This window comes from Ensifer sp. Root1252, from assembly GCF_001425885.1.
GTDB classification, from domain to species: Bacteria; Pseudomonadota; Alphaproteobacteria; order Rhizobiales; family Rhizobiaceae; genus Ensifer; species Ensifer canadensis.
Genome location: NZ_LMDT01000007.1, coordinates 66,334 through 86,352, shown reverse-complemented (window position 1 = coordinate 86,352; position 20,019 = coordinate 66,334). Strand labels below are relative to the sequence as shown.

16 protein-coding genes and 4 pseudogenes are annotated in these 20,019 nt (G+C 59.9%); 10 read left to right on the top strand and 10 right to left on the bottom strand.

Annotated features, from left to right (window positions below; all coding sequences use genetic code 11):
• Positions 1-18 precede the first annotated feature (18 nt).
• The 3 genes from ASD02_RS09640 to ASD02_RS09630 all read right to left on the bottom strand — a co-directional run bounded on the left by ASD02_RS09640 (position 19) and on the right by ASD02_RS09630 (position 4,593).
• Positions 19-3,300, bottom strand: coding sequence for an efflux RND transporter permease subunit (locus ASD02_RS09640; RefSeq protein WP_057220615.1), 3,282 nt, complete (start codon positions 3,298-3,300; stop codon positions 19-21).
• Positions 3,297-4,307 carry an efflux RND transporter periplasmic adaptor subunit gene (locus ASD02_RS09635; protein WP_057215328.1) on the bottom strand — a complete coding sequence of 337 codons (1,011 nt, stop codon included), beginning with the start codon at positions 4,305-4,307 and terminating at the stop codon, positions 3,297-3,299. The genes ASD02_RS09640 and ASD02_RS09635 overlap by 4 nt, the downstream gene beginning before the upstream one ends.
• A gap of 82 nt (positions 4,308-4,389) precedes the next feature.
• Positions 4,390-4,593: a DUF2892 domain-containing protein gene (locus ASD02_RS09630; protein ID WP_057215129.1), complete on the bottom strand. Its 204-nt coding sequence runs from the start codon at positions 4,591-4,593 to the stop codon at positions 4,390-4,392.
• A 550-nt stretch (positions 4,594-5,143) separates the two neighbouring features.
• On the opposite strand from ASD02_RS09630, the gene ugpB reads away from it, so the two are divergent.
• From ugpB to ASD02_RS09605, 5 genes are all read left to right on the top strand, one after another.
• Complete coding sequence (gene ugpB, locus ASD02_RS09625; protein ID WP_057220614.1) at positions 5,144-6,451, top strand: sn-glycerol-3-phosphate ABC transporter substrate-binding protein UgpB; 1,308 nt, start codon at positions 5,144-5,146, stop codon at positions 6,449-6,451.
• A gap of 72 nt (positions 6,452-6,523) precedes the next feature.
• Positions 6,524-7,405 carry a sn-glycerol-3-phosphate ABC transporter permease UgpA gene (gene ugpA / locus ASD02_RS09620; protein WP_057220613.1) on the top strand — a complete coding sequence of 294 codons (882 nt, stop codon included), beginning with the start codon at positions 6,524-6,526 and terminating at the stop codon, positions 7,403-7,405.
• A gap of 9 nt (positions 7,406-7,414) precedes the next feature.
• On the top strand, positions 7,415-8,263 hold the full coding sequence (ugpE, locus tag ASD02_RS09615) for a sn-glycerol-3-phosphate ABC transporter permease UgpE (RefSeq protein WP_057220612.1): 849 nt from the start codon (positions 7,415-7,417) through the stop codon (positions 8,261-8,263).
• Positions 8,263-9,315, top strand: a complete 1,053-nt coding sequence (locus tag ASD02_RS09610; protein WP_057220611.1) for a sn-glycerol-3-phosphate import ATP-binding protein UgpC — start codon at positions 8,263-8,265, stop codon at positions 9,313-9,315. Before ugpE ends, ASD02_RS09610 begins: the two co-directional genes overlap by 1 nt.
• Positions 9,316-10,092: 777 nt before the next feature.
• The gene (locus tag ASD02_RS09605) at positions 10,093-10,527 is read left to right on the top strand and encodes a hemerythrin domain-containing protein (protein ID WP_082555514.1); all 435 of its coding nucleotides are present in this window, start codon (positions 10,093-10,095) and stop codon (positions 10,525-10,527) included.
• A gap of 843 nt (positions 10,528-11,370) precedes the next feature.
• Here ASD02_RS09605 and ASD02_RS09600 read toward each other — a convergent pair.
• The 4 genes from ASD02_RS09600 to ASD02_RS09585 are packed head-to-tail and all read right to left on the bottom strand — an operon-like array spanning position 11,371 to position 15,153.
• Positions 11,371-11,985: a class I SAM-dependent methyltransferase gene (locus tag ASD02_RS09600; RefSeq protein ID WP_057220610.1), complete on the bottom strand. Its 615-nt coding sequence runs from the start codon at positions 11,983-11,985 to the stop codon at positions 11,371-11,373.
• Positions 11,972-13,126: a cysteine desulfurase family protein gene (locus ASD02_RS09595; RefSeq protein WP_057220609.1), complete on the bottom strand. Its 1,155-nt coding sequence runs from the start codon at positions 13,124-13,126 to the stop codon at positions 11,972-11,974. Before ASD02_RS09595 ends, ASD02_RS09600 begins: the two co-directional genes overlap by 14 nt.
• Entirely contained in the window at positions 13,123-14,409 is a 1,287-nt protein-coding gene (locus ASD02_RS09590; RefSeq protein ID WP_057220608.1) for an MFS transporter, read from the bottom strand. The genes ASD02_RS09595 and ASD02_RS09590 overlap by 4 nt, the downstream gene beginning before the upstream one ends.
• Positions 14,410-14,412: 3 nt before the next feature.
• A complete protein-coding gene (locus ASD02_RS09585; protein WP_057220607.1) occupies positions 14,413-15,153 on the bottom strand; it encodes an MBL fold metallo-hydrolase in 741 nt (246 codons plus the stop codon).
• 70 nt (positions 15,154-15,223) lie between these two features.
• Between ASD02_RS09585 and ASD02_RS09580 the strand changes: the two genes are divergently transcribed.
• Positions 15,224-15,892: a metalloregulator ArsR/SmtB family transcription factor gene (locus ASD02_RS09580; protein WP_057220606.1), complete on the top strand. Its 669-nt coding sequence runs from the start codon at positions 15,224-15,226 to the stop codon at positions 15,890-15,892.
• Positions 15,893-16,048: 156 nt separating this feature from the next.
• A pseudogene (locus tag ASD02_RS09570) lies at positions 16,049-16,282 on the top strand (transcriptional regulator); the annotation flags it as partial.
• A gap of 126 nt (positions 16,283-16,408) precedes the next feature.
• Here ASD02_RS09570 and ASD02_RS09565 read toward each other — a convergent pair.
• Positions 16,409-16,720: a hypothetical protein gene (locus ASD02_RS09565; protein ID WP_156408390.1), complete on the bottom strand. Its 312-nt coding sequence runs from the start codon at positions 16,718-16,720 to the stop codon at positions 16,409-16,411.
• Between the two features lie 131 nt (positions 16,721-16,851).
• Here ASD02_RS09565 and ASD02_RS39660 point away from each other — a divergent pair, with 131 nt between their 5' ends.
• Positions 16,852-17,394 (top strand): hypothetical protein, encoded by a 543-nt coding sequence (locus tag ASD02_RS39660; RefSeq protein WP_057220605.1) that lies wholly within the window; start codon positions 16,852-16,854, stop codon positions 17,392-17,394.
• A gap of 214 nt (positions 17,395-17,608) precedes the next feature.
• On the opposite strand, the pseudogene ASD02_RS38105 reads toward ASD02_RS39660, so the two are convergent.
• Both ASD02_RS38105 and ASD02_RS09555 read right to left on the bottom strand, forming a co-directional pair.
• A pseudogene (locus tag ASD02_RS38105) lies at positions 17,609-17,713 on the bottom strand (protein-L-isoaspartate O-methyltransferase); the annotation flags it as partial.
• A 153-nt stretch (positions 17,714-17,866) separates the two neighbouring features.
• Positions 17,867-18,649, bottom strand: a complete 783-nt coding sequence (locus ASD02_RS09555; RefSeq protein WP_057215091.1) for a universal stress protein — start codon at positions 18,647-18,649, stop codon at positions 17,867-17,869.
• A gap of 419 nt (positions 18,650-19,068) precedes the next feature.
• On the opposite strand from ASD02_RS09555, the pseudogene ASD02_RS38950 reads away from it, so the two are divergent.
• Together ASD02_RS38950 and ASD02_RS38945 are read left to right on the top strand one after the other, a co-directional pair.
• A pseudogene (locus ASD02_RS38950) lies at positions 19,069-19,810 on the top strand (HAD-IC family P-type ATPase); the annotation flags it as partial.
• Positions 19,795-20,003: pseudogene (locus ASD02_RS38945) on the top strand (FAD-dependent oxidoreductase); the annotation flags it as partial. The pseudogenes ASD02_RS38950 and ASD02_RS38945, both read left to right, overlap by 16 nt.
• Positions 20,004-20,019 lie beyond the last annotated feature (16 nt).

Sequence of the window (20,019 nt, the reverse complement as noted above, 5' to 3'; positions counted from 1 at the left end):
CCTTTGTTCAATCATGTCTCAGGTTGGCTCAAGCTCGTGCTCTTCGTGCTCCGGCAATTTGCTCGGTTGGGGACCCGGCCGGAACGTCTCGCTGCCGCGGCCATCGCCTCTGAGGGCGATATAGATCGCGGGGATGACCAAAACAGTGAGCACGGTCGAGGAGATCAGGCCGAAGAGCAGCGAGATCGCGAGGCCTTGGAAGATCGGATCCACGAGAATGACCGCTGCGCCGATCATCGCCGCGATCGCGGTGAGCAGGATCGGTTTGAAGCGGATCGCGCCGGCTTCGAGCAGCACGTCGATCAACGGTCGGTCCGGACTGCGGGCAAGACGGATGAAATCGGCAAGCAGAATCGAGTTACGAACGATGATCCCGGCGAGGGCGATGAAGCCAATCATCGAGGTCGCCGAAAACGGTGCTCCGAACAGCCAGTGGCCCACCATGATGCCGATGAAGGTCAGAGGAATCGGCGTCAGGATCACCAAGGGGAGTTTGAACGAGCCAAATTGGGCGACCACGAGGATGTAGATTCCGATGACCGAAACGATGAAGGCGGCACCCATGTCTCGGAAAGTGACCCAGGTCACCTCCCATTCACCATCCCAAAGCAAGGTTGGTCCCAACTCGTCATCCGGTTGTCCGTGAAACGCGATAGCCGGTTTCGGCACGTCGCCCCAGTTGGCCCGTTCGATGGCCTTTGCCACCGCCATCATGCCGTAGACTGGCGCCTCGAACTCGCCCGCGAGCTCGGCCGTCACCATCTCGGCAGACCGGCCGTTGTGTCGGAAGATTGGGAAGGATGCCGGCTCGCGCCTGAGCGTCACAACGTCGCCAAGCTCGACGATGCCGCGTTCGCCGGGCAGCGCATTGGCGGGAACCGGCGTCGCCAGCGTTCGCTCGCTAACGACTTTCGCACTTTTGGCAAGTGCGATGCGGATCGGAATCGGCGGCCGGCCGCCGCCGCGATGCGAATAGCCGACTGCCGTTCCCGCGTAAAGAGAGCGGATGGAGTCGTAGACGTCGCTTTGCTCGACGCCGTGATATTCCAGATTGTCCTGGTCGATCGCCAACCGCAAACGCTCGGGCCGAACGCCGAAGGAATCGTCCACATCGACGATGAAGGGGATGCTCTCGAAAGCCTCCCTGGTCTTGGCGGCGACTGCGCGCCGGGTCTCGGCGTCGGGGCCATAGATCTCGGCAATGAGCGTTGACATCACCGGCGGACCAGGCGGCGGCTCCACCACTTTGACCGACGTGCCGGCAGGAACGTCCTGTCCCTGCAGCCGGGTGCGGATGTCGAGCGCAATGTCATGGCTGGCGCGACTGCGTTCGCTCTTCGGAACCAAGTTGACCTGTACGTCGCCCAGTTCCGGTGAGGAGCGCAGATAGTAGTGGCGCACGAGGCCGTTGAAGTTGAACGGTGCGGACGTTCCGGCGTAGGTCTGGAAGGACGTCGTCTCAGGAATCGCGACCAGCCGTGCTACGACCTGCTGCAAGACGCGGTCCGTGGCTTCCACCGACGCCCCTTCCGGCAGATCAACCAAGACCTGCAACTCGGCCTTATTGTCGAACGGCAGCAGCTTGACTGTGACGTCCTTGGTATAGATGAGGCCAAGCGAGAGGACGGTTGCAACGCCCACCAGCAGCAGAAATGTCCACGCGCGAGCGCGCGACTGCAGGATCGGTCTGGCAGCGGCGACATAGGCCTTGCCAAGCCATCCACCACGGCTATCGCGGTCGCTATGGACACCTGGGTGACCTGCAGTCTCCCTGCCGGCGAGCTTCGTCATCAGCCACGGCGTCAGCATCACCGCAACGAAGAACGAGAACAACATGGCCGCCGAGGCATTTACGGGAATCGGACTCATATAGGGGCCCATCATGCCCGACACGAAGAGCATCGGCAGCAACGCGACCACGACAGTCATAGTGGCGACGATTGTCGGGTTGCCGACTTCGGCAACCGCCTCTGTCGCGGCCCGGATCCGGCTGCGTCCATCCTTCATCGCCCAGTGCCGGGCGATGTTCTCGATCAAGACGATGGCGTCGTCGACAAGAATGCCGATCGAGAATATGAGTGCGAACAGGCTCACCCGGTTCAACGTGTAGCCCATGACCCGGGAGGCCAATAGGGTCAGCAGGATTGTCGTCGGGATGACCACAGCGACGACGAGCGCTTCACGCCAGCCGATCGCAACCGCGACGAGCAGAACGATCGAGACGGTGGCGAGACCAAGATGGAAGAGGAGCTCATTCGCCTTTTCGCTGGCCGTTTCGCCGTAGTCGCGGGTGATCACCATCTCGACTTCCTCGGGAAAGATTTGCCCGCGGACCTGTTCGAGGCGGTGAATAATGTCTTCAGCAATTGCGACGGCATTGGTGCCGGTCCGCTTGGCGATCGCCAGCGAGACTGTCGGAACCCGCTCCAGGCCGCCTTCTGTCTTGCGCACCTCGTTGACACGCGTCTCATTCGGTTCGCCGGCGAGCACTATTTCGGCGACATCGCGCACATACACTGGTCGACCGTCTCGCGCCGTCAAGAGCAGGTTGCCAATCTCACTTTGACTCTGCAGCGTCTGTCCGGCAACCAAGGTGCGCTGTTCCCCGTTTTCGCGCACGAGCGCGCTCTGGAACGACCGGTTCGCCCCTTCGATCTTGGCGGCGAGTTGCTGAATGGTGATGCCATAAAGCGAAAGTTTTTCCGGATCCGGCTCAACGCGGATTTGATCAGGCTGCTCGCCGACGATGTAGGTCAATCCGATGCCGGGCAGCTTCGTCACCTCGACCTGCAATTCGCGCGCGAGCCGGGTCAACCCGTTCGCTGTCCAGCGCGATGCCGCCTCCGGCGTAGGGGTCAGCGTCACGACAACGATGGCGACGTCATCAATGCTGCGGCCGACGATCAGCGGCTCCGGTATGCCGACAGGGATTCGGTTGAAGTTGGCCCGGACCTTTTCGTGCACACGCAGGATCGCGGCATCCGCGCTCGTGCCTACCAAGAAGCGCGCGGTGACGATCGCTCCGTCGTCCCGCGTCTGCGAATAGATATGTTCGACGCCATTGATGCTCTTCACGATGGCTTCCAGCGGCTCGGTCACAAGCTTGACCGCGTCTTCGGCCTTCAGTCCATTGGCCTCCACATGAATGTCCACCATCGGTACGGAGATCTGCGGCTCCTCTTCGCGGGGAAGAGTCATCAGCGCGACGAGGCCGAGAACCAGCGCGGCCATCAGAAGAAGGGGCGTGAGCGGGGAAGCGATAAAGGCGCGCGTGAGGCTGCCGGCGAGTCCGAGTTTCATGGCAGTACGATCCGATCGCCGTCGCGAAGGCCAGTGAGGATTTCGATCCGCTGTTCACCGTTGTCTTCGAAGCGCTCACCGAGAACGACTGTGATGTCCATTTCACCATCGGGCGTCACGACCCGGAGAAAGTCCACGCCGTGCAGCGTCCTTACGGCTACAGGCGGCACGGCAAGCACTGATCGTTTGCCGACAGGGATCGACACGAGCGTACGCTCGTTCACGAAATAGTCACCGATACCTGCGACTTCGACATCCGCGATCACCCGTCCATTCGAGATCTCCGGATAGACTTTGGCGATGCGTCCCTCGTGCGCCTCAGCCTTCGGTCCCGTCGGGGGCTGTGCGAGACCGCGCGTGCCAACGACCACTGTGCCGCCCTCCACAATCTCCGTCGCGTGGCGCTCGGGAAGCGAAAGGCGGAGGTAGTAAGGTCCGGTCGCGATGCGAGCCAGTTCCTCCCCCAGGAGGACCACTGAGCCTGGGGTGACTGGAACCGTCAGCACACGGCCGGTCGCCGGCGCCAGGGTGTCACCCTCATGTGCACGTTGCTCTATGACGGCCCGTTCGGCCTGCGCTGCCGCAACCTGGTTCAGCACCACCTCGAGAGCCATTCTCGCCGTGTCGAGCCGGCTCTGGGCAGTAGCTCCGCGTGCAAGTAGCTGCTGCGCGCGCTCGAGTTCGGTGCGCGCATTCTCGAGCTGCGACTCCAGGGCCTTGATCTTGGAACCGGCGGCCTGCAACTCGAGTGCAATCTTGTCATCAACAACGACAGCGATGATGTCTCGCTCGTTAACCTCGCTCCCCTCGGAAACGCGGATCTCGCGCACCGTGCCGCCGATGCGGGCGCGCGATGGAACAACCGTACGGCTTTCGACCTGGCCGAAAACCGCCTTCATCTGCGTAACCGTCGTGCTCCTGGCAACGAATTCTGCAGCGTCTGCCGCGCCCCAAACGACAGTCGCGGCTGCGAGCAATACGGCGGCGGAAACCCGTGATCTCAGCATGATGGACGTCCATTTGATGCGAGGCTTCAGCCGCAACGGCCCACCGGCTGCTCCGAGGGGCGTCGGACGCCTCGGGGCTCGGCTACTTGAAAGCGACGCCTGGCTTGCAGCCGATCTTCTTGAAGGCGAATGCGGCTGGACAGAATCCGGTGAAGGACGCCTGTATCATGTTGAGGCCCGCGAACGCCGTCAGAAGGAACCAATAGGACGAGACATAGTATCCGAGCGCGAGGGACACGAGAATCAACGTTCCCGCGAACATCAGGACTGCACGATCGATCGACATCATCTTTCTCCTTGAGCTTCGGCTGATCTGTTCGATCCGGTCTCCCTGACCCGAGCAGATCCAGGGCGGAATTCTCACGAATGATCTCCCTTGTGCCTTCAACTCTGCCTTCAACGTCGACCTATCGTAATCCCATCGCGCAAAGTCGCATTGATCCTGCTCAAACTTGACAGCAGAAGTGCCTGAGCAACTGAGCGCCGGACTTCACAACAGGGAAGGAAGGGATGGACCTCAGGAAAATTGGACAGGCTCGGCTCTGGCCGCTGATTATTTCGGGAACAACACCAAGCCTGACCCTTAGTGGGTTGCGAACGAAACGATAGACCTCCGCCTGCACAGGCTCACTGAAAGCATCCACAATAATTGGCGCTGGCCCCTTCGTGGCGGCCGTGGAATGCAAATTCCATTGTCATATTTTCGTTGCATATTCATTTCATTTCGCTTCTACTGCTTTTTGGTTTCGCAGCGAAGGTTGCGTAAGCTTCGATCGAGGAGGATCGATTTCGCCGGGTGTGCCAAATGCCCTGGCTTTTGAGAACTGGGAGGAATCATGTTCAGACATTTGAACTGGACCGTTGTGGTCGCGTCCGCATTTTCAGCCGGCCTTGCTTCAAACGCATTGGCCGCTACCGAGCTTTCCTGGTGGCACGCCATGACCGGCGCCAACAACGAAGTTGTCGACAAACTGGCAAAGGAATTCAACGAAAGCCAGACTGCCTACAAGGTCGTGCCCGTCTTCAAGGGAACCTACCCGGAAACGTTGAACGCCGGCATTGCCGCGTTCCGCTCCAAGCAGGCGCCCGCCATCCTGCAGGTCTTCGATGCCGGCAGCGGCGTGATGCTGGGTGCGGAAGGCGCAATCCTGCCGGTGGCCGAGGTACTGCAGAAGGGCGGTTACGAATTCAATAAGGACCAGTACCTGCCCGGGATCGTCGCCTATTATTCGAAGGCGGACGGTACGATGCTGTCCTTCCCTTATAATTCGTCGTCGCCGATCCTCTATTACAACAAGGACGCGTTTACGAAGGCCGGCCTCGATGCGGAGAACCCGCCGAAGACTTGGCCGGAGGTGTTCGACGCCGCCAAGAAGATCAAGGCGAGCGGCGCTTCGGCCTGCGGCTTCACCTCCACCTGGCTCACCTGGATCCAGACCGAAAACTTCGCAGCCTGGAACAACGTGCCTTACGGAACCAACGAGAACGGCCTTGCCGGTCCCGACGTCGAACTGAAGGTCGACGCACCGCTGTTCGTCAAGCATTTCCAGGCAATTGCCGATCTCGCAAAGGACGGTACGTTCCGTTATGGCGGCCGCACTTCGGAAGCCAAGCAGCTCTTCACATCAGGTGAATGCGCTATTCTGACAGAATCATCAGGTGGTCTCGGCGACATCATCAAGTCAGGGATTAAATACGGTATCGGCCAGTTGCCCTATTACGAGGGCAGCGGTCCGCAGAATACGATCCCGGGCGGCGCAAGCCTCTGGGTATTCGGCGGCAAATCCGACGATGAATACAAGGGTATCGCCGAGTTCTTTAATTTCCTGTCGAAGACAGAAATCCAGGCACGCCTGCATCAGGTCTCGGGCTATCTGCCCGTCACCCTTGCGGCATACGACGAAACCAAGAAGTCGGGATTCTATGAAAAGAACCCCGGCCGTGAAACGCCGATCCTGCAGTTGATGGGCAAGGCGCCAACGGAAAACTCCAAGGGTGTGCGGCTCGTCAATCTTCCGCAGGTGAGAGACATCCTCAACGAAGAGTTCGAGGCGATGCTCGCCGGGCAGAAGGATGCGCAAGCGGCCCTGACCGAAGGCACCAAGAAGGCGAACGCCGCAATCGCGGCAGCCATCGGAAACTAACGATGCAATAGCAGGACTGCCCCGGGCGTGAACCGGGGCAGCCCATCTCCTCGCGCAAAGAAGGGGGTCGCTTTGCAGCCTGTCGTCTTTCCCAATAAAATCCTGCCTTATCTCCTGCTCGCGCCGCAGATCGTGCTCACGGTCATCTTCTTCTTTTGGCCGGCGAGCCAGGCGCTTTATCAATCCGTGCTTCGCGAGGATCCGTTCGGACTCAAGTCCGGCTTCGTCGGCCTTGCCAACTTTCGCGCCGTTCTGGCAAATCCGGACTACCTGCATTCGCTGAAGGTCACGGTGGTCTTCAGCTTGGCGACGGCGTTGCTCTCGATGGCTGTCGCTCTGTTGTTGGCAACGGCGGCAGACCGGGTGGTTCGCGGCCGAAACATCTACCGCACGCTTCTGATCTGGCCCTATGCCGTTGCACCTGCAGTGGCCGGCATGCTGTGGCTCTTCATGTTCAATCCCGCGATGGGGACATTTGCCTATATCTTGCGGCGCAACGGCTTTGCCTGGGATCCACTTCTGAACGGCGACCAGGCCATGGCGTTGGTGATCGTCGCGGCTGCCTGGAAGCAGATCAGCTACAATTTCCTCTTCTTCGTCGCCGGACTACAGGCGATCCCGAAATCGCTGATCGAGGCTGCATCGATTGACGGCGCGCGCGGAGCGCGGCGTTTCTGGACGATCGTCTTCCCGCTCTTGGCGCCGACCACCTTCTTCCTGCTCGTGGTCAACACCGTCTACGCCTTCTTCGACACGTTTGGCATCATCCATGCGGTCACCGGCGGCGGACCGGCGAAGGCGACGGAAACGCTCGTCTACAAGGTCTACAATGATGGCTTCGTCAATCTCGACCTCGGCAGCTCGGCGGCCCAGTCGGTCATTCTCATGGTCATCGTTGTCGCACTGACGGCGTTCCAGTTCCGCTTCGTCGAGAAGCGGGTTCACTACTCATGAGGCGCGCCGATGATTGAAAAACGTCCCATCGCCAATTTCATTGGCCATCTGGTGCTGATCATCGGCGTCATCATCGTCGCCTTTCCGATCTACTACACCTTCGTCGCCTCCACCCGGACCTCGGTCGAGATCATCCGTCCACCGATGTCGTTGACCATCGGCGATCATCTGACCGAGAACTATACTGAGGCGATGTCTGGCGGCGTCGAGCGCGTGGTCGGCGTCAGCCTTGAGCGGCTTTTGTTCAATTCGACAGTCGTTGCGATTGCCATCGCCGTCGGCAAGATCGTCATCTCCTTCCTCTCGGCCTTCGCGATCGTCTTCTTTCGTTTTCCGCTGAAGATGGTCTTCTTCTGGATGATCTTCATAACGCTGATGCTGCCGGTCGAGGTGCGCATCCTGCCTACCTACAAGGTGATCGTCGACCTCGGGTTGATCGATACCTATGCCGGCCTGACGCTGCCTTTGATGGCTTCGGCAACGGCGACATTTCTTTTCCGGCAGTTCTTTCTGACGATCCCGGGCGAACTGGTGGAAGCGGCGCGCATCGACAATGCCGGCCCCTTTCGCTTCATGCGCGACATCCTGCTTCCGCTTTCAAAAACCAACATCGCCGCCCTGTTCGTCATCCTCTTCATCTATGGCTGGACCCAGTATCTCTGGCCGTTGCTGGTGACGAACGACGCGAAGATGAACACCATCATCATCGGCCTGCGTCGTATGGTCGATTTCACCGACGCCTCGACACCCTGGAACTATGTGATGGTAACCGCGATCCTCGCGATCATCCCGCCAATCCTCGTCGTCGTGCTGATGCAGCGCTGGTTCGTCAAAGGTCTTGTGGAGACTGAGAAGTAATGGCTCAAATTACCCTGAACAACGTCCGCAAGATCTATGGCGGCAATATCGAGGCGATCAAAGGCGTATCCCTCCAGATCGACGATGGCGAACTCGTCGTTCTCGTCGGCCCATCCGGATGTGGAAAGTCCACGCTTCTGCGCATGATCGCGGGTCTCGAAAGTATCAGCTCCGGCGAGATCGTTATCGGCGACAGAACAGTCAATGATTTAGAACCCGCTGAGCGGGACATTGCGATGGTGTTTCAGAACTACGCGCTCTACCCGCATATGACTGTTCATCAGAACCTTGCCTACGGGCTGAAGAACCGCAACACGCCGAAGGACGAGATCGAGCGTCGTATCGCGATTGCCGCCAAGACCCTGGAGATCGAGCAGTATCTCCACCGCAAACCACGCCAGCTTTCCGGCGGCCAGCGCCAGCGTGTGGCCATGGGGCGAGCGATCGTGCGCGAACCGGCGGCGTTCCTGTTCGATGAGCCTCTGTCGAACTTGGACGCCAAGTTGAGGGGGCAGATGCGCATCGAAATCAAGCGCTTGCAACGCTCTCTTGGCACGACCAGTGTCTATGTCACGCATGACCAGATGGAGGCAATGACGCTTGCCGACAAGCTGGTCGTGGTCAATGGCGGACAGATCGAGCAGGTCGGATCACCGATCGAACTCTACGAAAAACCGGCGACGACGTTTGTCGCAACCTTCATCGGTTCACCGTCGATGAACCTGCTCAAACATGCTGAAACGCTTGAAGGCTGGTCGATCTCGCCAAATGTGCCCAAACCAGCCGGCGCATTCACGATCGGCATCCGACCGGAAGACCTCGCAGTCTGTGAACCCACCGCGACGGACTTTGATTTCACCGCCAAGGTCCGCATCGACAGCATCGAACTCGTTGGAGCGGAAAGCTACGTGCATGGCAAATTCGCCAATGGTCAGGATCTCGTGTTCCGAGTTCCAGGGCGATCGGTGAGGCAGATCGACGACCGTGTCACGGTCGGCGCGCTGGCCAAGGACCTGCATGTGTTTGATGATAGGGGCAAGCGCGTGTCCTAAAAACACGGGCTTTGCGGCTTCCCGTCCTCGCCAAAATCAATGAGCCTTGCCTCGGCGGCAGAATGGAGCGATCGTTCCGCGTGTCTTGTATCCCAGACGATTATTATCTAGATGAATAGGTACGGATAATCAGCTGATATTACTAGTTATTCCACAATGCCAAATGATCTGTCTGTCTGTACCTTAGGTGTTTCGAGGTCGGTGCGGCGGACGCTTTCCACGAGATCAATGAGTGCATCGCCTAGCCACATCAAGCCTCTTCGGTAATTTTGATAATGTCCGGTAATATCTCGCCTTTACAAAGGCTTCTTTGAAGATATTAAACCAAGCAGAGAACGCTGCTGGTCGCGCGGCAAGAACTCCGGCAGCTCGCGATGCTGCTCTTCGGCAAGACCACGCAGGAATTTCAGATTGTGGGACGCCGGACTGTCGCGGCATCACGACGCGCGATTGGGTCTCTCGATCGTCGCCTCCGACGGCCAGCGGCCGAAAACAAGAAGTAACTTCCAAGGACCATGTCGAACTGTCGAGAGTGAGCCAGTCTTTGCGCCTGCGCAATGAGAAGCGGCGGCGCAGGCGGCATGGTGGGAACAGTAGAATGGAGATCGTCATATCCGAACAGGTAGTCGAGCATGAGACTTCAACGTGCTGGATGGCACCCAGGGAGTTCGAACGCTTGCAGCCGAGGCGACGACCGCCACCAAGTCGGTGGCATTCTTAAGGTGATAGGAGGTGGAGTTGAACGCAACGTCGCGCCCGCTTGGCGCTGCAGATATCATGCGCCTGGAAATGCTCCACCGCGAACTGCTCACGATTTGTCTTCGGCTCGAGGAGGTTGCCGCGGACATCGAGATGAGTGGCAGCGAACCAGTTCGTGAGCTTGCGCAGTCGATCCCAGCAATTTTGAAGGAGGTTCATGACCTCGAAGAGCATACTCTTTTTCCCGATTTCGATCGCAACGCGGGTTCGTTCTTCGCCGCCAAGGCCATCGAAAGGCTGAAGGCTGATCATCGTTGCGACCGGCTGGCGGCAGAGGAACTCTCACTCCTCCTTTGCGAGTTGGCCGATGGCCGGTCCGATCTCGGGCCAAACATCGTTGCCCGTCTACTGCACGGCTTCCAGGAAGCGCTCCGCCGGCATATTCACGCCGAGAGCCTTTTAATGGAGGCGCTGTTAGCGGCCAAGGCCGAAGCTCGCGAGATTTTTCAGTAACGCGCGCGTCGCGACGCTTGTCGCCGATATGGCCAAGAACGGATCAATCAATCGCGGTACTGGCGCGGCACTATGCTGGTCGAGCAATCTCCGGTGGCCCGACTTCTTGTCTGCACCCCGGCTCGCGGCGCTATAAGTCGACGTCACTCGACTATTTGGCCTACCCTCTGCAACCCCGGCCAGCGCCGGGCAGGCCAAGGGCTGATTTACACCAGCGCACGCCCGTTGGCTGAGATCGTTTCCGCCGTGCTCGACAGCAGCGTGCCATAGCACTCGCCTCGGTGATACTCCGGGACTTCCTCCCCCCCCCACGAACTGCCGGCAAGAATAAAAGCCATCCTCAGCATTCTCGAAGCAGATGGCGACAATGCGCAGAAGTGGTCTTCCCAGCTTGTACGTTTCTGTTTCACTGGGCTGATGTCCCGCAACCTGACATCGAATCCTCACGGAAACTTTGTCAGGTTCTCCCGGCGGGTGTTGGTTTCCTTGACGTAAGTCGCAAGCCGTTGATCGACCAACTGCACCAAGTTCCATAATACATGTTGCACACCTAACTAATTGCTTTTATTGAGTAATAGTCACACGCATTCTCGCCTCTTGTCACGCATGCCTAAGTTCGAAATCGGATACTTCCGGATCGCGAGCCAGACACTGACCACGGTATCAGTGGAAATTTCTGGACTTCACCTTGAGGGTGTCAATGTGACGATCCGGTATTTGTCCCAAGCAGGAAACTATGCCGAGTCCTTCCCCAAAGCCTGTGACTTCCGGTAATTCCTGATCGTGAGTTCGGCATAGTGTCGGTCGGAGGCGCCGAGACCAGAGTTTCGTTCTGTTGCGCGGTCACCGTGGCCTCGCGCTGCCCTCATACATGAATGTCATCGGCTTCGGGCCGGGCATGTAGCCGGTCTCCAATCGGTCCAAACGGAAGCCGCCCTCCTCGATCATCGTGGAGATCTGGCGGTTGAGATGGCAACCGCCGGCGATGCGTCGCCAAGCTGGGGTCAGCCAGTGCTGCCAGCGCCGAACACTTTCGTCCGGCGCCAGCCCATGTTCGACAAAGAGCAGTTGGCCGCCCAGGCGAAGCACACGGCGCATCTCCTTAAGAGCAATGTCTGCGTTCGGTATGGTGCACAGTGTCCAGGTCGTCACCACCGTGTCAACGCACCGATCCTCGAGCGGAATCGCCTCCGCCGAGGCTTCGAGAAAGCGGACCGGAAAGTCGCTTCCGTGCTGTGCCCCACGAGCCATGTCGACAAGCGGCGCGGAGGGCTCCAGCGCCAGGACTTCACGCACGCCAGATCCATAGAAGGGCAGGTTCATTCCCGATCCGATGCCGATCTCAAGGACCCGGCCCTGCGCCCCGCCGATCACCCTCTCGCGATAAGGGACAAGGTTTTTGTTGCGCATCGACAGATGGCAAAGCTTCGGTAGGATAACGTCATTATAAAAGCCCATCGGAACCTCCTTCAGCCGTGGATCGGGATAAGGCGGTCCGAAGCTGATCCACGACGCTATCGATCTCGGCTTCTGTCGTGGTCCGACCGAGACTGAAGCGGACCGTTCCCATGCCGACCGTCTCGGCCACTCCCATGGCGGCCAGCACCGGAGAGAGTTCGACGCTACCCGCGTGGCATGCCGACCCGGTCGAGGCCGCGACTCCGTCGAGGCCGGCAAGCACCTCGGCGCCGACCAAACCGACAAACGAGACGTTCAGCGTATTGGGAAGTCGGTGTTGTGGATGGCCGTTCAGCACGACACGTCCGCCGAACCCCTCCTGCAGCGCATTCCAAAGGCGGTCGCGCAGTGCCCGGACGCGGGTCATCGGTTCGAGGTCCACGGCGAGCGCGCAGGCGGCTCCGAGCCCGACTGCGAGCAAGGCGCTTTCGGTGCCGGCGCGCCGGCCATGCTCATGCCCGGCGCCGTGGATCAGCGGCTCGAGCTCGACGCCACGGCGGACGTAGAGCGCCCCGACGCCCTTGGGTGCATAGAGCTTGTGACCGGCGATGGACAGCAGATCGACGCCGAGCGTATCGACCTTGGTAGGAATCTTGCCGATAGATTGCGCCGCGTCCGTGTGGAACCGAATCCCCCGTTCGCGCGCAATAGCGCCAATCTCCTCGATCGGCTGGATCGTGCCGACCTCGTTGTTGGCGTGCATGACGCTGATCAGGATGGTGCGCGGTGTAATGGCGCGACGCACGTCCTCGGGATTGACCATGCCCGTGCCGTCGACCGGAAGGTAGGTCACCGTCGCGCCGAGCCGCTCGAGAAAACGGCAAGGGCCGAGCACGGCGGGATGCTCGCCCTGAACGGTGATGATATGCTCGCCTTTATCCCGGAGGGCAAAGAACGTACCCTTGATCGCCAGGTTGTTGGCCTCGCTGCCACCGCTTGTGAACACGATCTCGTCGGGTTCACAGCCCAGCAGTCCGGCAACCTGGCTCCGCGCATTCTCCAGAGCAGCCTTCGCCGGGGCGCTCGCCCAGTGGCCGCTGGAAGGATTCCCGAACGCCCTATCGAGAAACGGCCGCATGGCAGCCGCCACGTCTGGATCGATCGGCGTGCTGGCGTTGCAGTCGAGATAGATCGTTGTCACGGGTTATTCCCCAATGGTGTTGGCGTGCGCGAATCCTTGACTGTCTCTCGCATGGCGACGGCAACGACCGCACCGGAGAGAAACGTCAATGCGGCAATGGATGTAATCGCCCATGAGAGCCCGAAACTGTCGGCGATGAGGCCGGCGGAGAGAGCGCCGATCGCGTAGCCGAGATCGCGCCAGAACCGGTAGACGCTGAGCGAACGGGCTCGCCAGATCGGATGCGAGGCGTCGGAGACGGCGGCGAGCAGGCTGGGATAGACCATGGCGGTGCCGAGGCCGAGCAGCAGGCTGCCGACGATCCACCATTCAAATCGGTTCGTTGCCGCGGTGAGGAACAGACCGGCGGCCTGGACCCACATGCCCGCGACGATCAGCCCCTTGCGCCCCCAGCGATCGCTTAAGGGGCCGGTGGCGATCTGCAGAATGCCCCAGGTTGCCGGATAGATCGCCTTGAGGATGCCGATGCGCTCTACGCCAAGACCGAATGAAACGAAGAAGAGCGGGAAGACTCCCCAGCTCATTCCGTCGTTGAGATTGTTCACGAGGCCCGCCTGCGAGGCGGCGAACAGATTGCGGTCCCGGAACGAGGTGAGCGCGAACACTTCGCGGAAACTGATCGACGCAGACTGCTGCGCATGGCCGGAGACCTCCAGCCGGACGTGGTCGCGCGTATCACGGACGAGCAGGATCGACAGTGCCGCGCCGATGATCGCATAGCCGATACCGAGATAGATCGGTACTGGCCGCAGTCCGTATTGCGCGGCAAGATAGCCGGTGAGGAACGCCGTGATACCGACGGCGAGATAGCCCGCGAACTCGTTGAGGCCGACAGCAAGGCCGCGCGACTTCGGTCCGACGAGATCAATCTTCATGATCACGGTCATCGACCAGGCAAGCCCTTGGTTGATGCCGAGCAGCGCGTTGGCCGCGATCACCCACTCCCAGCTTGGAGCCCAGATGATCATGAACGGCACCGGCAGGCCGACAAGCCAGCCAAGGACGAGAACTCGCTTGCGGCCCCAGGAATCGGCGAGCTGTCCCGAGACGAGATTGGCAAAGGCCTTGACTACGCCGAAGCTGACGATGAAGGAGACGATGAGTGTCGTCGACGAAAGATGGAATTCCTCCGAACCGATCAGCGGCACTACTGTGCGCTCTATTCCGACCATCCCGCCGACGAACGCGTTGATTATGACAAGCAGTGCGAACTGTGGCCAGTTCTCCTTCAATCCGAGCCTGACCGACGAATCTACAGTTGTTGCTGATGCCGCTTCGCCCATCGATCAGGCCGCCTTGGTGGCGCGGCCAGAGTTGGTGGCGCGCAGTGCTGCTGCCTCCGGCGGTGCCGGCGGGATCTCGGCGAGCATGAAGCGGATGAACTCGGCCTCGTCCTCGATCCCGAAGGCCTCGTTGTGGCGCTTCTCGAAGCCGATTGTGGACCAGGGCTTGCCGCTCAGACGCCGGCCGCAGACCGAGCCGGCATAGGCGCCGGGTAGCACGTCGACATAGTCTTGCAAAGCTTTGAGGCGGCTCACGCTGCCGAACAGGTCCTTCGCCCCCTGTTCGGCGCTGACCGCAAGCTCTGTTCGACCGAGGTCGCCGACCATCAGCGTGTGGCCCGTCAGGACGAACCACGGCTCGTCTGCGCGGGTGCGGTCGCTTACCAGCAGACAGATGTGCTCCGGCGTGTGGCCGGGCGTATGCAGCACCTTTGCGATGACGTTGCCAAGCGGCAGAACTTCCTCGTCGCGCGCTCCTCTGAATTTAAACGAAACCTCGGCGTGCGCGGCAAGCACATATTCGGCCCCTGACGCCTCGGCGAGCTGCCGGCCCGCCGAGAAGTGGTCGGCATGGAGGTGGGTGTCGATGACGAAGTGGATGCGCATGCCGGCCTCTTCGGCCGCGCGCAGATATGGCTCGATCTCGCCGACCGGATCGACGACGGCTCCCGACGCCTTGCCGCCGCAGCCGAATAGGTAGGAGATGCCGACGGGATCCTTGTGAAGGAATTGGCGGAGGATCATGGGCTTGCACTCCCTATCTCGGCGGGCTAACATTCAATCATTCTGCTGAATGTTCCACTGAAGAGGATCCATGTCAACCATCGGACCGAAACAAGCGATCTATGCCAGCCTCGCCGAAGTGGCCCAGGCGCTGGGTCACGCACACCGCCTCGAGCTATTGGAGCACATCGCGCAAGGGGAGCGCAGCGTTGACGAACTCTCCGCTCGTGCCGGCCTGACCTTCGCCAACACTTCGCGTCATTTGCAGATCCTTCGCCGTGCGCGCCTGGTCGAGAGCGAGCGCAGCGGCAAACGCGTGCTCTATCGTCTCGCTGGCGATGCCGAGGTGGTGGCTCTGATGCGAGCGCTCGGCCGTGTCGGCGAGCGCAACGTGGCCGAAGTCAACCTTGTCATGACCGATTACTTCCGCGCCCGCGACGCGTTCCAGGCAGTGACCCGAGATGATCTGCTCTCAAGGCTGCAGGATGGTTTGGTCACGGTTCTTGACGTGCGACCGGAGGACGAGTTCGCGTTCGGGCATCTTCCAGGAGCGGTTAACATCCCGCTCGCCGATCTGGAACGCCGCCTGGGCGAGCTTCCTGCCGGCAAGGAGGTCGTCGCATACTGCCGCGGTCCTTATTGCGTCCTCTCCTTCGAAGCGGTCGCCGCCTTACGGGAGCGGGGTTATCACGTTCATCGCCTTGAAGACGGCTATCCCGAATGGAAGGCCGCCGGCCTGCCAGTCGAAGCGGCCGCATAGATTTGAGGTCAATTTTTGGAAAAGCTTGCCGAAAGGGGTGCCCAGAGAGACTGCTGAGGCTGCGATGACGGAGTGGTATGCCACCGTGTCCAAGGCGAGCTGGAGCAATTTCAGCGAGTTGAAGAAGACTTTCAACTCGGCTGATATTGTCGCTGGCAATATGAAGCCAACCACTACGCAATCCCGACAGCGAGCCCGGTTGACGTGATCAAGTCGGTAATGGTTGCGAACAATTACTCTCGCGCCGATCTAGTGGCGGTCATTGGCTCCAAAGCGCGAGCGGCTGATCTTCTGAATGGCAAGCGGGAAATCAATCTGGACCAGATTCGAAAGCTTAGTAAGGAATGGAATATTCCCGCTGGCTCGTTGATCGGCGACGTTGCCGCCTAAAAGATACCACAAGGTGGATGGTCCTGTAATTCTACCCGAACGGGTAAATTCGAAATCCATGGCGCGACCGCGAATGAACTCGTCATGCACGAGCTGAAAAGGCTCGGCACTCCACCCGTCGAAGACCTATAGGCGCAAACCGAGCCCCTTCTTCAGTCCACGCGTCAGCTCGTGCTTTCGGCTCAACTCCGCCCCGTGTGCCCGATCGACGATCCGGGCGATCTCATTGATACGCTCGATCTTAGCCGCGTCAGCGAACCCTAGCCGGTCGAGCTCTGTTTTGAATGAACGTGGGTCCGAGGTTCCGAAACGCCGTTCAAGTGCATGCGCGAGCGTCTCTGCTTCCTCAAGCGCCTCTCTTCCAGCGGGACTGCCGGCGAGCACTTCCACGAATTGCGCCTTCTTGGCCTGAGGAATAGCGTTGAATTGCTTCAACATGGCCTCACTGCGTTGAGTGAGCCCAGGAACTTCGACCACGTCTCTCCTTTCGCGCTGCCAGGTTTCAGCTTCGCGCTGCGCTCCAAGTCGCCGCTCCCAGGTCCGACCAGCCGATGCAACGTGATTGCTGAATGCCTTGGCATAATGACGCGCGGCCTTCGCTCTTTATTTTCGCCCAAAAGCCCGGCCTTGCCGCGCAGCTCTCCGAACTGCTCCGGACGATCGGCAACCGATTTCGCCAAAGCCTGGCCGTCTGTGTCCCTGAGCTTGAGGGTAACACCCTCTGGATCGGCATAGACATTGCAGCCTACGGACCGCACCGCTGCCATCGCCCGCTCGAGGTCGGGTTTCGCCTTCTCACGAGCCACGTCCTCGATGCTGCGGGAATATTTCGTCAGAGCCGGCACAAGCGGCTCAACTTTTTCGACCGCCCTCTCCACACCCTGCCCGCTTCGCTGCTCCTCGTCGGTGGCTGGAGGCTGAAGAGCGGCTCGGGCATCCTTGCGAACCTCTGCCCGCTCGACCGCATTCCAGAGCGTCGAGCGATCCAGTGCCCAGGATGCATCGACACCATCGGGCAGAACAACCTATCCGAAATCTTGGCCTTCACCTTCAGCCGAGATGTTCTCAACCGTGACATTGCCCATATCCGTTGCTACAGGTCCCGAAAGTGAAGCGGCACCTGCGGTTGGCCAATAAAAGAAAAGAAGCCTCATGAGGTGGCGCAAACTGAAGCTCTACAGGAGGCCTGCGTCGGGGGAAAAATCAGGAAAAAGCCCCTTGGCAGTTACACATATCTGAAGTTGCTCGATGATGGCGTAGCTCTGCCCCACATTAGGCCGCCTCGAGCCGGCTGAACCGGAGATCAGTTGCCACGCCTCGAGCTGTCCTGTCATTGAGCACCGCTTTGCCGAGTTCTTCGCTTGCAAGGTCGGTATAGATTGCAATCACCTCGAGCAGAACAGCGAGGTGCTTTTCGTTCATTGGCTTCATGAGGGCGGCCTCTCCTCGCATTGTCATCAGCGGCCAGGGTTGCCTTTCGACCGAGGTGAGTTCATCCACAACACACATGGACGGGATTAAACGCGGCCCTGCCGGTATCTATGTTTCACCGTTCTGTTAATGGCCAGTCTGCAATGCTGCGATTTAGTGCGACATCAAGACCGGCATGGAAATGTTATTCAGCAGATTGGGCGTCGCGCCGCCGAACACATCTTCGAAAAGCGGCGAGTGGCCATACGCGCCGCAGACGATAAGGTCTGCGCTCTCTCGGTCGAGGACAGCAAACAACGCACTGGTGAAATCTGTTTGCCCCGTATCGCGCCATCCTTCCAAGGCAACCGTTACCCCATGGTGTTCGAGATGACGCTTTATCTCTTGAACATCTGCATTTTGGTCGCTGTAATTGCTCGCGAACACGAACAGGAGAACTTTGCGCGCTGCCTTGAGGATTGGCATCGCATCGTGAACGGCCCGGGTTGACTCGCGGCTGAAATTCCAGGCAACGATCACCTGCTCGCCGATCGCATCCTCTCCGGTCCAGCCAGCCGGAAGCACCAACATTGGAACCCCAGCTGTCAACAGAACTTCTTTGGGAACTGATGAATTGGAAAGATGGCGGTGGTCGGGATGGGGCTGTGTCGCTACCAGAATATCCGCGGAGTGGGAAAAAAGTTGCTCTGCGGTATGAGCTTCCGGCCTTGCCGCGTGATACTGGAAATCAAGGCCAGCCGCCTGAACTGCCGTGGTGAATGTATCCTCGATAGCCAGCGCGAGATCGTGGCTCTCGCCTTCCTGTGCTTCCTTCGTGCTGATGTCGACGCCGATCAGCCTAGCTTGGTGCTTGGCAGCGACATCAATGGCAGTGCGCAAACGGGCCGCGCAATCTGCTCCAGCGTCCAAATAGACAACGATATCTCGGTAGCCCATAGTTTCCTCCATTTGCGAACATACAGCGCCGAGTGCTCCATGTCGCTTCTCTGTCGTAGGACTAGAGGCGAACCCCTTGAGCACTTAATACCCATTGACACTGCAGGTTCCGGACGATCGCAAAGAAATAACGATATCGTTTGATTCGGTGGCAGCGGTTTGGGGGCCTGTCGCAAATTTTAGGGCTCGCACCAGCCGGCATAGGCTGCGACTCATTTCGCTTCCCAATGCGATGAATCTGAATCCATTGTGCAAACGGAGGTTTGGCATGGATCAGCGACAAGGCTTCGGCATCCGACGAGGCGAAATTCGTCACCGGAGCCGAACTGGTGGTGGACGGCGGCTATACCGCACGGTGAAGGGAGCTTGATGCACGCAGCTGGACGATGCGCAACTGGCGCTCGAGGTTCGCGGGGGTGGACGTCTTTGCCCGCACCAGCCCGGAACACAAGCTGCGCCTGGTCAGGGCCCTTCAGGCAAACGGACTGTCGGTCGCTATGACAGGCGACGGGGTCAACGACGCGCCGGCACTGAAACGGGCCGATGCTGGCATCGCTATGGGGCAGAAAGGGTCGGAGGCGGCCAAGGAGGCGGCCGATCTCGTCCTTGCCGACGACAACTTCGCCTCCATCGCCGCAGCCGTGCGCGAGGGAAGGACCGTCTATGACAACCTGATCAAGGTGATTGGACGCTGCCGACCAATGCGGGCGAGTCCATGGTGGTGATCCTGGCGCTGCTCGCGGGCTTCGCTTTGCCAGTCACGGCAGTGCAGATTCCCTGGATTAATCTCATCACCGGCATCACGCTGGGTCTTGCGCTCGCCTTCGAGCCGACCGAACCCGGTACTATGGCCAGACCCCCGCGACGCCGCGACGCGCCGATCCTCTCGGGCGGCCTGGTCTGGCACGTGGTGCTGGTGGCGATGCTGTTTCTCGCCGCGGTTTTCGGCATCTTCAGCTATGCCGTCGACCGTGGCTATCCCGTCGCGCTCGCGCAGGCCATGGCCATGAACACGCTGGTAGTGCTGGAGATCTTTCACCAGTTTTTCGTCCGCAACATTCACAGTACCTCCCTCACTTGGGCCGCCGCGCGGGGTACGAAGGTCATTTGGAGGGTGTCCTCGCCATCACCGTCGCGCAGTTCGCGGTCACCTACGTGCCGGCCTCCCGGTGATCAGGCGTCGGCGACCACGCCCGGTTTATTTCACGCTTTCGGCTTCTCAGGCCACGGCTTCCAGCTCGGCCCCGGTGTCGGCGACGTGATGGCCGAGCTTATCACCACGGGATGGACCGAAACGCCGCTACACGATTTTCGCATCGAGCGCTTTGTAGAGGCCCCTTGCGAAGCGCAGTGAGACCTCGAGAAAGCTG

Bases quoted from the DNA above. Each gene is read 5' to 3' on its own strand.
- ASD02_RS09640 (WP_057220615.1), bottom strand. From the start codon at position 3,300: ATGAAACTCGGACTCGCCGGCAGCCTCACGCGCGCCTTTATCGCTTCC.
- ASD02_RS09635 (WP_057215328.1), bottom strand. From the start codon at position 4,307: ATGCTGAGATCACGGGTTTCCGCCGCCGTATTGCTCGCAGCCGCGACT.
- ASD02_RS09630 (WP_057215129.1), bottom strand. From the start codon at position 4,593: ATGTCGATCGATCGTGCAGTCCTGATGTTCGCGGGAACGTTGATTCTC.
- ugpB (WP_057220614.1), top strand. From the start codon at position 5,144: ATGTTCAGACATTTGAACTGGACCGTTGTGGTCGCGTCCGCATTTTCA.
- ugpE (WP_057220612.1), top strand. From the start codon at position 7,415: ATGATTGAAAAACGTCCCATCGCCAATTTCATTGGCCATCTGGTGCTG.
- ASD02_RS09610 (WP_057220611.1), top strand. From the start codon at position 8,263: ATGGCTCAAATTACCCTGAACAACGTCCGCAAGATCTATGGCGGCAAT.
- ASD02_RS09605 (WP_082555514.1), top strand. From the start codon at position 10,093: ATGCGCCTGGAAATGCTCCACCGCGAACTGCTCACGATTTGTCTTCGG.
- ASD02_RS09600 (WP_057220610.1), bottom strand. From the start codon at position 11,985: ATGGGCTTTTATAATGACGTTATCCTACCGAAGCTTTGCCATCTGTCG.
- ASD02_RS09590 (WP_057220608.1), bottom strand. From the start codon at position 14,409: ATGGGCGAAGCGGCATCAGCAACAACTGTAGATTCGTCGGTCAGGCTC.
- ASD02_RS09585 (WP_057220607.1), bottom strand. From the start codon at position 15,153: ATGATCCTCCGCCAATTCCTTCACAAGGATCCCGTCGGCATCTCCTAC.
- ASD02_RS09580 (WP_057220606.1), top strand. From the start codon at position 15,224: ATGTCAACCATCGGACCGAAACAAGCGATCTATGCCAGCCTCGCCGAA.
- ASD02_RS09565 (WP_156408390.1), bottom strand. From the start codon at position 16,720: ATGTTGAAGCAATTCAACGCTATTCCTCAGGCCAAGAAGGCGCAATTC.
- ASD02_RS39660 (WP_057220605.1), top strand. From the start codon at position 16,852: ATGCCTTGGCATAATGACGCGCGGCCTTCGCTCTTTATTTTCGCCCAA.
- ASD02_RS09555 (WP_057215091.1), bottom strand. From the start codon at position 18,649: ATGGGCTACCGAGATATCGTTGTCTATTTGGACGCTGGAGCAGATTGC.